The sequence below is a fragment of the Streptomyces sp. NPDC006510 genome, assembly GCF_040611955.1.
Taxonomy (GTDB): Bacteria; Actinomycetota; Actinomycetes; order Streptomycetales; family Streptomycetaceae; genus Streptomyces.
Genome location: NZ_JBEXPH010000074.1, coordinates 1 through 13,012 on the forward strand (window position 1 = coordinate 1; position 13,012 = coordinate 13,012).

The 13,012-nt window shown below is 71.2% G+C and carries 8 protein-coding genes; 3 read left to right on the forward strand and 5 right to left on the reverse strand.

Annotation, left to right across the window (positions count from 1 at the left end; translation table 11 throughout):
* From fxsB to fxsT, 3 genes are all read left to right on the forward strand, one after another.
* A partial coding sequence (gene fxsB, locus ABZY11_RS22320; protein ID WP_356480815.1) for a radical SAM/SPASM protein FxsB, inactivated metallohydrolase extension form occupies window positions 1-588 on the forward strand: 588 nt, incomplete at its 5' end.
* Between the two features lie 206 nt (window positions 589-794).
* Complete coding sequence (fsxC, locus tag ABZY11_RS22325; RefSeq protein ID WP_356480816.1) at window positions 795-2,159, forward strand: FxsC protein; 1,365 nt, start codon at window positions 795-797, stop codon at window positions 2,157-2,159.
* A complete protein-coding gene (gene fxsT, locus ABZY11_RS22330) occupies window positions 2,143-6,078 on the forward strand; it encodes an FxSxx-COOH system tetratricopeptide repeat protein (protein ID WP_356480817.1) in 3,936 nt (1,311 codons plus the stop codon). The genes fsxC and fxsT overlap by 17 nt, the downstream gene beginning before the upstream one ends.
* 57 nt (window positions 6,079-6,135) lie before the next feature.
* Here the strand turns inward: fxsT and ABZY11_RS22335 are convergent, their stop codons facing one another.
* From ABZY11_RS22335 to ABZY11_RS22355, 5 genes are all read right to left on the reverse strand, one after another.
* Window positions 6,136-7,008, reverse strand: a complete 873-nt coding sequence (locus ABZY11_RS22335; protein ID WP_356480818.1) for an alpha/beta fold hydrolase — start codon at window positions 7,006-7,008, stop codon at window positions 6,136-6,138.
* 273 nt (window positions 7,009-7,281) lie between these two features.
* Window positions 7,282-9,294 (reverse strand): N-6 DNA methylase, encoded by a 2,013-nt coding sequence (locus ABZY11_RS22340; protein ID WP_356480819.1) that lies wholly within the window; start codon window positions 9,292-9,294, stop codon window positions 7,282-7,284.
* A gap of 375 nt (window positions 9,295-9,669) precedes the next feature.
* Complete coding sequence (locus tag ABZY11_RS22345) at window positions 9,670-10,182, reverse strand: hypothetical protein (RefSeq protein ID WP_356480820.1); 513 nt, start codon at window positions 10,180-10,182, stop codon at window positions 9,670-9,672.
* A gap of 308 nt (window positions 10,183-10,490) precedes the next feature.
* Window positions 10,491-11,735, reverse strand: a complete 1,245-nt coding sequence (locus ABZY11_RS22350) for a VWA-like domain-containing protein (RefSeq protein WP_356480821.1) — start codon at window positions 11,733-11,735, stop codon at window positions 10,491-10,493.
* On the reverse strand, window positions 11,732-13,006 hold the full coding sequence (locus ABZY11_RS22355; protein WP_356480822.1) for a MoxR family ATPase: 1,275 nt from the start codon (window positions 13,004-13,006) through the stop codon (window positions 11,732-11,734). The genes ABZY11_RS22350 and ABZY11_RS22355 overlap by 4 nt, the downstream gene beginning before the upstream one ends.
* Window positions 13,007-13,012 lie beyond the last annotated feature (6 nt).

Below are 13,012 nucleotides of genomic sequence, written 5' to 3' on the forward strand. Positions count from 1 at the left end.
CTGCCCGGTGCCGCGCCGGGTGCCGCACTCGGCTGGGTGCTCGACGACCTCGACCCGTACCGCGACTGCTTCGCCGCGCCGGCCGCGGCCGCCCTCGACGACCGGGCCGCCGCGGATCTGGTGGTCGGGCTCGGCGACGCCTGGGCGCTGATCGAGGCGAAGACTCCGGTGCGCGCACGGGAGATGGCGGGCCGGCTCACCACCCTGACACCGTTGACCGGCCAGGCCCCGGCGGAGCCGTCGGTGGGGCGGCACGGCTACGGCGCGCTGGGCATCGCTGTGGACGGCAGCGCCGAGGAGCTGGCGATCGCGCTGCTGCGGGGCTTCCGGCGGGCCGAATTGCAGGCGCTTGCCGATGTCACGGATCTTTACGCGGCGGACGGCTCCTGGGAACATCGAATGCCTTGGCGGGAAGAACCAGTTCCGTTTTCCCGGTTGCTGGCCGACACCTATGAGCGGATGGCGTTGGGCGCATTCGAGCCGCACTGTCTGGAGGGCGTACCGCAGGCTCTCGACACACTGGAGGGTGCCGCCGAGCTCACCGTCAGCGGAAAGCGGCTGCTGGATCTGATGCGAAAAGAGATCTGAGGGTTGAATTCCGGTTAGGGCGGGGAGTGGCGGCACACACGGGACAACTGGGAGGAACAGCCGCAGACCGAATTCGATCAAGGAAATGATCGACTGAACCGGGGAACGTATGACTGAAAACCGGCGTTGAATGACCGAACGCCATGGGGGTGGAGCAACGTCCGCTCCGGAATGATGAATTCGCTCGCATTCACTTCACTTCCCGGATGCGGGTGCTCACACAGGACGGGGGTCGTGTGCACGCAACAACGCAGCAGCGAGCTGCGGACCATCGGCCGTACTTCTTCTTGAGTTATGCCCATACACCGGGGTACGGCGGTGGAACGGACCCCGATATGTGGGTCGAGCGGCTCTTCCAGGATCTCTGCGGCCATGTGCTGGCCCTGACAGATCTGCCCGCGGGCGCGCCCGCGGGGTTCATAGACCGCGAGATACGCTCCGGCGAGGGCTGGTCGGAACGGCTCGGTGAGTTGCTCGCCACCTGCCGGGTGTTCGTTCCGCTGTTCTCGCCGCGCTACTTCGCGAGCGAGATGTGCGGCAAGGAGTGGTACGCCTTCGCGCAGCGCGCCATCCACCACCGGGCCCGCTCCAACCAGAGCGCCGAGGCGATCGTCCCGGCACTCTGGGTGCCCGTGCCCCCGAGCCAGCTGCCGGGACCGGCCGAGCGATTACAGTTCAACCACCGCGACTTCGGCGACCGTTATGTCAGTGACGGGCTCTACGGCCTGATCAAGCTCAAGCTCTTCGAGGAGGAGTACGAGCGCGCGGTGTACGAACTCGCCAAGCGCATCGTCACGGTCGCCGACACCATCAGACTCGGCACCGGCCGTCCCGTCGACTACCGGCTGGCCCCCAGCGCGTTCGGCCCGCTGGGCAGCGGCGGAGTGGGCGGTCCCCGGCCCATGCAGGTGACCATCGCCGCCCCCACACGGCACGACCTGCCCGCGGGACGCAACGCCGAGTACTACGGCGACAATCCGCAGGACTGGAACCCCTACCATCCGGCCGCGGCCCGCCCCCTGGCCTATGTCGCCCAGGACCTGGTGCACTCCCTCAACTACCAGGTCACCGTCTCCTCCTTCGACGAGGAGTCCGGCCACCCCGAGGGCAAACAGCCGCCCAGCAGACCGGAGATCCTGCTCGTCGACCGCTGGGCCCTGCAGGACGAGGACCGCCGTCGCCGGCTCGCCGCCTTCGACGCGGAGAACCGCCCCTGGGTGACGATGGTCGTGCCGTGGAACCGCGACGACCACGAGAGCATGGCGGCCGAGGCCGAACTGACCGAGAAGCTCGAACAGACCATGCCGACCAAGATGCGCCAGGGCCGGGCGTACTGCCGTGCCGCCGCCAGGGGCGTACCCAGCATGGAGGCCTTCGGGCAGATCCTGCCGCAGGTGGTCGAGGTCGCGGCCCAGCAGTACCTGAGGCACGCGGCGGTGTATCCACCCGCCACCGGCGGCGGACACACCGAACGGACGCGGCTGATGGGGCCGATGGCACAGACGCACTACATCTCCGAGACACATGACCATGCGACGGATGCGGAGGACACGGATGACGGCCGGTCGTGACGGGCGCATCGTCACCTTCTACTCGTACAAGGGCGGCACCGGGCGCACCATGGCCCTGGCCAACACCGCCTGGATACTCGCCGCCAACGGAAAACGGGTACTGGCCGTCGACTGGGACCTGGAGGCACCGGGGCTCCACCGCTTCTTCCACCCGTTCCTCGACCCGTCGACACTCGGTGCCACCACCGGCGTCATCGATCTGATCACCGAGTACGCGTGGGCCGCGACCAGCCCCGTTCAGCGCGCCGACGACTGGCACCGCGACTACGCGCGCATCCAGCCGCACGCCGTCTCGCTGACCCCCGAGGCACTCGGCTGGGAGTTCCCGCAGGGCGGCACCCTCGACTTCGTCTCCGCCGGACGGCAGAACCGCGAATACTCCGCGACCGTCTCCACCTTCGACTGGGACAACTTCTACGACCGGCTCGGCGGCGGCCACTTCTTCGACGCCCTGCGCGACGACATGAAGGCCAACTACGACTACGTCCTCATCGACAGCCGGACCGGCCTCAGCGACATCGCCGACATCTGCACCGTCCACCTCCCCGACGTCCTCGTCGACTGCTTCACGCTCAGCGACCAGTCCATCGACGGCGCCGCCTCCGTCGCCCGGCAGATCTCCGAGCGTTACACCGGCCGCCCCATCTCCATCTTCCCCGTCCCGATGCGCATCGACGAGGGCGAGAAGGAGAAGGCCGACGCCGGACGGGCGCTGGCCCGGCTCAAGTTCGACCGGCTGCCGCGCGACCTGTCCGGGGACGAACTCACCGCCTACTGGGGCGCCGTGGAGATCCCGTACCGCCCCTACTACGCGTACGAGGAGACCCTCGCGACCTTCGGCGACGAGGCCGGTCTCACCAACTCGCTGCTCTCCGCCTTCGAACGGCTCACCTCCGTCATCACCGACCAGCAGATCACCTCGATGCCACCGGTCGGCGAAGAGGTGCGGCTGCGCATCCGGGACGCGTTCACCAGGCGCAGGCCCGCGCTGCCGGCCGATCTCTTCCTCAGCTATGTGGCGGAGAACCGGATGTGGGCCGACTGGATCGAATCCGTGCTCACCCGGGCCGGGTTCCGCGTCGTGCCGCGCGATGTGTCCGCCGAGCGGGAGGCCCTGGAACCGGCGGCCGCCACCGCCGAGAACGCCGCCCGTACCGTGGTGCTGCTCTCCAGCGCCTACCTCAAGTCCCAGCGTGCGGTGAACCTCTGGGAACGGGCCGTCGCGGAGGACCCGGGCGGCGGCCGGCGCCATCTGCTGCCGCTCAGGGTCGGTGACGTTCGGCTGTCCGCGCCCTATATCGACCGCAATCCCGTCGACCTCTTCCGGCTCGACGAGGTGCACGCCACCGCCGCCCTGCTGCGCGCACTGGACCGCCCCGTACAGCTCACCGACGCCGTGTCGCCAGGGCCGCGCTTCCCGGGCACCGTCCCCAGGATCTGGAACGCCCCGCCGCGCAACCCCGGTTTCACCGGCCGTTCCCTGGTCCTGGAACGGATGCGGGACCAGCTCGGCGGCGGCATGGCCGTCGTGCTGCCGCAGCCGCAGACCCTGTACGGTCTCGGCGGCGTCGGCAAGACCCAGGTCGCCCTGGAGTACGTGCACCGCTTCATGGCCGACTACGACCTGGTCTGGTGGATTTCGTCCGAGCAGACCGACGACGTGGTGGCCGCGCTCGCCGAGCTCGCGGTCCGGCTGGGCGCCCAGGGCGGCGACGACATGGCGGCAGCCTCCCAGGAGGCCGTGGACCTGCTGCGGCGGGGTGTGCCCTCGGACCGCTGGCTGCTGGTCTTCGACAACGCCGACGACCCCGAACGGCTCAGGCGCTACTTCCCGCAGGGCGGCTCGGGCCACATCCTGGTCACCTCCCGCAACCAGGCCTGGTCCCAGCACGGCGACGCGCTGCCCGTCGACGTCTTCCTGCGCGAGGAGTCCATCGAACACCTTCAGCGCCGGGCCCCGGGGCTGAGCGACGAGGACGCCGCCCAGGTGGCCACCGCGGTCGGTGACCTGCCGCTGGCCGTCGAACAGGCGGCGGCCTGGATCGCGGAGACCGCCACCCCGATCGACACCTATCTCGAACAGCTGGCACAGCAGGCCCCCGAGGTGCTCGCGCTCAACCAGCCGGCCGGTTACCCGGAGCCGGTCGCCGCGACCTGGAACATCTCCATCCAGCGGCTCAAGGAGCGCTCGCCCGCCGCGGTGCGGCTGCTCCAGCTCTGTGCCTTCTTCGCACCCGAGCCCATCTCGGGGAACCTCCTGTACAGCAAGGAGATGATCGAGGCACTGAAGCCGTACGACGCCTCGCTCCAGGAGAAGCTGGTGCTGGGCCGGGTCATCCGGGAGATCGGCCGGTTCGCCCTCGCCAAGGTCGACCAGGTCTCCAACTCCATCCAGGTGCACCGGCTCGTCCAGGCCGTCATCCGGGCGCAGCTCACCGAGGAGGAGCAGCGGGACGCCCGGCACGCCGTCCACCGCATCCTGGCGGGCGCCCGGCCCGACGACGACGAGCCGATCGACAACCCCTCGACCTGGCCGCAGTTCGCCACCATCTGGCCGCACCTCGGCCCGTCCGACGCGCGCAACTGCAAGGAGCCCGAGGCCCGCAGGCTGCTGATCGACCGGGTCCGCTACCTCTGGAAGCGCGGTGACTTCCGGACCGCCACCACCGTCTGTGAGGAGCTGCGCGAGATCTGGCGGGAGACGCTGGGGGAGCGGGACATCCAGTACCTCTACCTCTGCTTCCACCTCTCCAACATCTACCGCTCGCGCGGCCGTTACGTGGAGGCCAGGGAACTCGACGAGATCACCCTGGCGATGCAGCAGGAGGTCCTGGGCCCGGAGCACCCGCACACGTACATGAGCACCAGCAGCCTGGCGACGGACCTCGGCACGCTCGGGGAGTACACCAGGGCGATCGAGCTGGCGACGGAGGCCACCGACGGGTTCAACCAGATCTTCCACGAATCGCACCCGAGGACGCTGGCGGCGGCCAACAACCTGGCGTTCACCCTGCGGTCCATCGGGCAGTACGCCAAGGCCCGCGAGATCGACCAGGACGTCTTCGACCGGCGCGTCGAGGTGCTCGGCCCGAAACATCCGTACAGCCTCTCCTCGGCCATGAACCTGGCCCGGGACCTGCGGGACGTCGGGCGGTACGAGGACTCGGTCGGCATTCTCAGCCATACGTACGACAGCTACAAGGCCACGCTCGGCCGGGCCTTCCCGGGCACCCTGAGCGCGGCGAAGAGCCTCGCGGTGTCGCTGCGCCGCGCGGGCAGACTGGAGGACGCCCGCAGGCTCACGGTGGCCACCCGTGCCAGGTACCGGGCCAAGTACACCGCCGCCAACCCGGAGTCGCTGGCCTGCGATCTCAATCTGGCGGCCGACCTGTTCGCGGCCGGCGAGGCGACCGAGGCCAGGGACACCGCACAGGAGGTCGTCGACCAGTACATGAAGGTGCCGGGGGAGAAACACCCGTACACCCTGGCCGCTCTGAACAACCTCGGCGTGTACCAGTCGGGGACCGGCGCCTCGGAGGAGTCGGCGCGGGTGCTGACCCGGGTGGTGGCTGCGATGCGGGAGGTGTACGGGCCGGAGCACCCCAACACGCTGTTCTGCGTGATGAATCTGGCGAACGCGACGGCGGAGCGGGGCGATCTCGAACTGGTGCTGGAGACCGAGAAGAGGGTGTCCGGGCAGCTCAGGAGGGTACTGGGGGCACATCACCCGGAGACCCTGGCCATGACGTCGAACATGGCGGTCACACTCGACGCGCTGGGGCGCAAGGACGAGGCGCTTCGGCTGAGGTCCGAGACGGTCGAGGAGCTGGCCCGTCAGCTCGGTGACGACCACCCGATGACCCGGATCGCCCGGGACGAGCGCAGGTTCGAGCGCGAGCTGGAACCGACGGCGGTGTGAGCCCCGGGAGCGTCCGGCCGTCACCGGACGCTCCCGGGCCTCCGGGCCCGCCCGTCATCAGGCAGGCGGTTCCAGCAGCCAGTTGAGGATCCTGGGCAGCGCGTGCAGCGCGTCGAAGTGCGCGGCCGCCGGTTCCACCACGACGGTGGAGTTCGGGATGCGTTCGGCCAGCCAGCGCGAGTGACCCACCGGCGAGAACACGTCCTTCTCGCCGTGCCACAGCATCACCGGACCCGTGATGTCCTGGGGATCGAACCCCCACGGATTGCTGAACGCGATCGCGTCGTCGATCCAGCCCCAGGCGGAAGTGCGCAGCCCCTCACGGTAGTTGCGCAGCAGCATGGTACGGACCCCGGCGTCGTTGACCACCATCCGGTCGGAGTCGGTCAGCTCCTGGCGCAGATCGTCGATGAGCCGGACCGGGTTCTTCCTGATCGCCGCGGACCGCGTGATGAACGACTCCGCGAGCCCGTCCGGATCGGCCGCCGCCGTGGAGTACGCCAGCACATTGGACGCGGCCATCCCGTCGAACCAGTCGAGACCGTCGGCCCCCCAGGGGGCCAGCCCGACCAGCGCGGCGGTACGCGTCACCCGCTCGGGCATCAGCGCCGCGCAGGCCAGGGCGTGCGGGGCGCCACCGGACCGGCCCACCACGGCGAACCGCTCCAGCCCGAGATGGTCGGCGATGGCCCGCACGTCCTGAACGGCGTCGGCGACACAGCGGCCCGGCAACCGGTCGGACTCGCCGTAGCCCGGCCGGTCGTAGGTGATCAGCTGGGTCTTGCGCTGGTAGAGGACCATGCCACGCGGAGCCGGACCGAGCCTGCTGCCGGGCATCCCGTGCAGCAGGAAGACCGGTCTGCCACGGGGATCCCCGAGACGCTCCACCACCAGATGCCGCCCGTCCGCCGCGCGCACCCGACTACGCACTTGGCGCCTCCTCCGTATGGTGCGGGCACCGCGTGCCCGACTTTTCCCGCCCGATTCGATGATGGCTCATCAGAGCCCTTACCGGGACGGTGTGTTGGGAAACCGCAAGGAGTGTTCGGGGGCGCGCTCGCCCTGCCGGCCGGCACTACTGCCGCGGGAGCTCGACCTCGGCGCGGATCGCCCGCATGATCGGGGCGACATCACCGTCCGCCCGCTGTACGACCCCACCGAGGTATCCCGGCCCGCGGCCTCTCGCCGCACACCGGACAGACCTCAGTGCCGGGAGGGGCACTGGCCATTGCGGCCGGTCGTGAGGCCACCGGCGGCGATCCGGTCGCCGACGTCGTTCACCAGCCCCCTGCCGAGAGCGTCGGTCCGCTTCAGCAGCTTCTCGAACTCGGTGAGGCGACGGAAGGCATCGGCGTAGGAGTCCTGCTCGTTCAAGGGGAGCTGGAGTACGTGGAGCCGTCTGATGTCCACCCGGGACGAGCTGGAGGCGTGTGTGCCGGCCTGGCGTCCGTTGGCCGGTGCGCGCAGGCACCCGGCGAGGAAGTGGGCGTCCAGCATCTCCGGGTCCACGCGCAGGGCGTACAGCTGCGGGCCCAGGGCGACCGGCGGGCCCTCGTGGACCCATGCCCTGAACGCGCGGACGACGCCGGCCACGATCACGTCCCCCTCCTCGGCCACGGTGTGGGCGGCGCCGGGGGCCAGCAGTCTGCCCGGGGGGCCCTCCGTCAGCAGATCGGGGACGGTGAGCAGGGGTGTGCCGGAATCGCCGGGCGGCGGTGCGGTGTCCGACGGCTGCTGCCCCGCGTGCAGGGTGAGGGCCCCGGCCTTGACGAGATCCCCCACGGTGGTGGTTCGCGGCTCCGATCCGGTGAGGCCGAGCTTCGAGAGGTGGGTGACCAGACCGGTCAGTTCGCCCAGGGACTCGGTCAGTTCCTGCCAGGAGGCGCTGAGCTCCACCGCGGACGGCTCGCCGCCCGATCCGGTGTAGCGGCCCGGGGTGACGTCGACCTCGTCGTCCAGCAGGTCGAGCAGGGAGACACGTACCGCGTCCTTGGGCAGTTCCCGCTCCGGACTGTCGAGCCGCGAGACGGCGGAGAGCACGAAGGAGGTCAGGGCCTCCCAGTCCGGCCCCTGCTCACGGGTGCCCGGACGCCCGGCCCGGGTCGCGTCGATCAGGAGCGCGTCCTGGGCGGCCGGACTCGCGAGCGGGCCGTCGGGAGCCGCCCGCAGCACCCACAGTTGCAGCGAGACACTGTGCGGCTGCGCACAGCCCGGCGGCAGTGCCACCACTGCCCTGAGCAGCCCGGTGCGCAGCAGGGACCCGCGGATGCGGCGCCCGGCCCGGCGGGACGCGACGGCGGGCGGGAGGACGACCACCGCGCTGCCGCCGGGCCTGAGATGGGCGGTCAGATGCTGGACCCAGGCCAGTTCCGGTTCGGTACGGGGCGGGAGGCCGTGGGTCCAGCGCTGGTCGGTGGCCAGTTCCTCGTAGCCCCAGTCGCGTTCGTTGAACGGCGGGTTGCACAGCGCGATATCGGCGTGCAGACCGGCGAACGGGTCGGTGCGCAGCGCGTCGGCGGTGACGATCTCCGTGCGGGCGTCCCGGCCCTCGGTCGCGAAGGCGAGCCGGGCGGCGGCGAGGGCTGCGAGTGCCGGTTCGCGCTCGCAGCCGAGCAGGACCGGATCCGGACCGTCGTAGGCGCGTACCGCCGCCGTCACCAGGTGCCCCGTGCCGCACGCCGGATCGAGGACGGTGAGTCCTCCCGAACCGTCGGTGATCCGGGTGTCGAGCGCGATCCGGGCCATGAGCGAGGCCAGCCGAGGGGGAGTGGTGCTGAGCTGTCGTACGTGGGTGTCCAGCCACCGCTGCAACAGGAACTCGAAGGTCTCGCGCGGGCCTTCGCTCCGCCCCAGCCGTGCGGCCTCCCCGGCCAGATCCCTCGCCTCGGCGGAAAGCCCGGACGCCGTGGCGCGCGTCCTGGGCGCACGCATGCGGCGCGCGGCCTCAGCGATGGCGAGTCCGGACTCGTCCCGGCTGCCGAGTGTCTCGAACCGGGGCCACAGGAACTCGCGGCCGCCGGCGTTCGCCAGCTTGCCGTTGTCGCGCAGCCACTGCTCCACCTCGGACAGCGAGAACTGAGGGCTGACGTCCGAGCCGCCGATCCGTGCGGGGAACGAATCGTGGCGGCGGCGCCAGTTGCTCACGGCCGCCCGCCCCACCCCCGCGATCCGGGCGATCTCGGCCAGGCTGACCGGTACGGGGTTTGATGTGCTCATCGAAGCTCTCCGGGTCCTCGGCGGGCTGGGCGGGTCGGCGTCCCGGCGGCCGCAGTGCATTACAGGCTACTGCGTCCATTGACTTTGTTCACAGGGCCGACTCCTGATGCCGGTGTGTGAATCGTGTGGAGGATGGAAGGCGCGCAGGCGTTTGTGCCGGGAATGGAGCTGGGTGGCCGATACCGACTTCGGTCAGTGCTCCTCGTGGTCTCACGAGATCGCTCGGCATGATGCCGGCTACCTGCCACGCCCATGGGCTGTCCGGCGGATCGGGGCGGACAAGCCCGGCTGTTGTGCCGGCCGGACGCCAAGAATTCGGCCGTATGCCGGGAAGCGGCCATGCGGAAGCCGCCGCCCGGCACGACGGCCGGTGGATCAGACGGCCTTCGACTCCAGGTGGTAGGTCGTGTCGACCCAGAAGCCGTTCGTGGCCGCGGCCTTGATCTCCAGTACGTACTGGCCGGGAGTCAGCGGTGCGAAGCCGCCCCAGATACCCCACGCGTAACGCTGGGTCAGCCCGGTCCTGAACGGCGCGGTGAACTCCTCCAGCGGCAGCGGGACGCTGTTGAGCGAGGCCGTGGCCTCCGTCGCCGTCATGCGCTGGGGCACCCTTGAGTACGACCGGGGGTGCTGCATGTTGAGGACGGGGAAGAAGACCGGCCGGTCCGAGGGGATCGCGCAGCGCCGCACCACCCGACCGCCGTAGGTGCCGGCCAGGAACCACAGGTCGTCCGGCTGGTTCCAGGCGGCGTGCTCACCCGTTGTGTCCCTGACCGGGCTCCGGTCGTCGGGTGCGGACAGGGCCCACTTCCACCACCGGCCCGCGAGCACCCCGCCCTCTTCGTTGCTCGGCTTCCACATACGCTCCGCCGGTCCCGCTCCACTCATGACGACTCTCCCACGTGCAACCCCGGGCTCGGGGCTCGATTCGAACAAGCGGACAGTACCCGGGGCGGGCGCCGGGCCGTACGAAGGGTCGGCAGCGACCTACCGCGCCTCGGGCCTCTCGTTTGGATCACGCCGGGCTCGCGGGGTCCGGCACGCACGCTCGCCGCGTTGTCGTCACTCGCCAGGGCGCCTTCCCCGAGCTCTCGGCTCCGCTTGAGCAGGGGAGGCCCCATCGACTCCCTCCTCCGCCTTGCGATCGCACGCACCAGACCCCGCTCCCTGATCCGGCCTGATCCAAACGAAAGACCCTAGGCCGCCGCGCCGATGACCACCGTCCGCGCCCACTCGGGCGGGGCGTCCGGGACGTAGGAGGGATCGTCCTCGTCCCACGGCCGGGGGAACAGGCCCACCACCGTCCGGCACGCCGGCTGCGCGCTCGGCCAGGGGGTCTGGCCATCGGTCAGGACCACGACGACATCGGGCCGCGGCTGCATCCGCAGGGCTCTGACGAACCCCGAGCGCAGATCCGTACCCCCGCCGCCCACCAGCGGTATTCCCTCGGCACGGCACAGCGGGTGCGCGACCCGGGCCGCCGCGTCGCACGAGAGCACGGTGATCAGGTCGCGACGGCCGCCGACGGCACGGGAGATCGCGGCAACCTCCAGCAGCGCGCTGCCCAGTTCGGTGTCACTGACCGACGCGGACGTGTCGATGACCACGCAGACCCGGGGCGGCCTGCGCCTCAGGCTCGGCAGAACGGCGCCGGGCACCCCGGCCGAGCGCCGCGACGGGCGGCCGTACGTGTAGTCCTCGCCCGCGCCGGATCCGGAGGCGGCCGAACGGACCGCCGCACCCAGCAGATCCCGCCACGGCTGCGGCGGGTGGAACGCCTGCTCCGCCCACCGCTGCCACCCCTTCGAGGCGTTCCCCGGCCGGCCGGTGATGCCCTGCGCCACCCGGAACCGGACCGCGTCCCGTTCCTGCTCGCTGAGGCCGTGCGCACCGTCCGGCCCCAGGTCCCACTCCCGCTCCAGCCCGTCGGCGCCACTGCCGCAGTCCAGCCAGGCCAGGCCCTGCGTATGCGGCCCGAGCCGGAACCGGGTCAGGTATTCCTCCATGAGCTGTCCCTCGGGGAGCCCCAGGGAGTCCGGCCGGACGGCGCCCTCCGGCCGGACCAGCCCCTCGCCGAACACGTCGTCGTTGATCTCGCAGTCGGCGGCGATATTCATCCGCAGCCGTTCCGCGGGGCCGGTCAGCCCGCGCTCCCGTGCGACCCGGTCGCTGCGCCCGTGATGGTCGCGCAGCAGGTGCGACACCTCGTGCACCCAGACCCCGGCCAGTTCCTCCACCGGGGTCCGGTCGACGAAACCGGGCGAGACGTAGCACCGCCAGTGCCGGTCGACGGCCATCGTCGGTACCCGCCGCGATTCCACGACGCGCAGGGCGAACAGGGCCGTCGCCAGGTAGGGGCGGGCCCGGACGGCTTGCAGCCGGGCGGCGAAGAGCTTGTCGCGGTCCAGTGTCCGCGGTGCGTCCGGTGCTTCCGGGTTCATCGGCCGGCCTTCGTGGCGAGCGCGGCCCGGTCCGCCGTACGGGCCGCCGCCCGGTCCGCCCGCCGGGACAGGGACACCGCTCCGGCGAGCTGCTCGATCGATGCCGGAACGTCCCAGTCCTCCCGGCGCAGCGAGGCGAGCGTGGTCGCCGGGACGACCACCACGTCCGGGGCTCCGGTTTCCAGCGCCCGGACCAGGAGCGCCCATGCCGCGTCCCAGCGGGACTTCTCCGGGCGGTTGCGGACCGCCGCCACCACACCGTCGAGCACGGCCTGACGCAGATCCCCCCGCTCGGGCAGGTCGGCGCCCGCCGGGTCGGCGAGCAGCGTCTCGGGGTCCGGCAGGTCCATCCGGTCCAGGCCGGCCAGCAGTTCCAGCCCCGGACCGTCTCCCACGGTGCCCCTGACCAGCAGGGAGAGTACGTCCCTGGACGAGCCGGCCGCGGTCGCGAACGCGATCAGGCACAGGGTCATGTCCCAGCTCCGGGGCGACGGCCAGGGACCGCCCCGGCGCGTTTCGCCGCTGGGCAGCCGGTGCACGAGCGCCGGCCGGGCGGAGAGGAGCCCGCACACCGCGCGGCGGGCGAAGTCCACGGCCTCCGGCAGCCGTTCGGGGGCGAGACGTGGCAGTGTCGCCCTGGGCCAGGTCCCGCCGAGGCCACGCACCACGACCTCGTGGTCATGGGTCCACTGGAGATGCACGAACCGGTTGGCCAGCGGCGGACTCAGCTCCCAGCCGTCGGCCGCCGAGGAACGCGGATTGGCGGCGGCCACGATCCGGACCCCGGGCGGCAGTCGCAGGGCGCCGATCCGCCGCTCCAGGACGAGGCGGAGCAGGGCGGCCTGAACGGCGGGCGGCGCGGTGGACAGCTCGTCCAGGAACAGCAGCCCCCGGCCGGCCCGCACCAGGCGCACCGCCCAGTCCGGCGGGGCCATCGGGACGCCCTGTTCCGCGGGGTCGTCGCCGACGACGGGCAGCCCCGAGAAGTCGGACGGCTCGTGGACGCTGGCGATGACCGTGGTCAGCGGAAGGTCCAGCGAGGCTGCGAGCTGGGTGAGGGCGGCGGTCTTGCCGATGCCGGGCTCGCCCCACAGGAGTACGGGCAGATCGGCGGCCACGGCCAGGGTCAGGGCCTCCAGCTGGATGTCGGGGCGGGGTTCGGTGGTGGTGTCGCGCAGCAGGGCCGTCAGCTCGCCGGCGATGTCGAGCTGGGAGACGCGGTCCTGGTCAAAGGGGGCGCCGGTGGTGGCGAAAGGGGTGTGTGTGGGCATGTCTGA

Excerpts from the sequence above, each read along its gene's own strand:
- ABZY11_RS22345 (WP_356480820.1), bottom strand. The coding sequence starts at position 10,182 with ATGAGTGGAGCGGGACCGGCGGAGCGTATGTGGAAGCCGAGCAACGAA.
- fsxC (WP_356480816.1), top strand. The coding sequence starts at position 795 with ATGCGGGTGCTCACACAGGACGGGGGTCGTGTGCACGCAACAACGCAG.
- ABZY11_RS22350 (WP_356480821.1), bottom strand. The coding sequence starts at position 11,735 with ATGAACCCGGAAGCACCGGACGCACCGCGGACACTGGACCGCGACAAG.
- fxsT (WP_356480817.1), top strand. The coding sequence starts at position 2,143 with ATGACGGCCGGTCGTGACGGGCGCATCGTCACCTTCTACTCGTACAAG.
- ABZY11_RS22340 (WP_356480819.1), bottom strand. The coding sequence starts at position 9,294 with ATGAGCACATCAAACCCCGTACCGGTCAGCCTGGCCGAGATCGCCCGG.
- ABZY11_RS22355 (WP_356480822.1), bottom strand. The coding sequence starts at position 13,006 with ATGCCCACACACACCCCTTTCGCCACCACCGGCGCCCCCTTTGACCAG.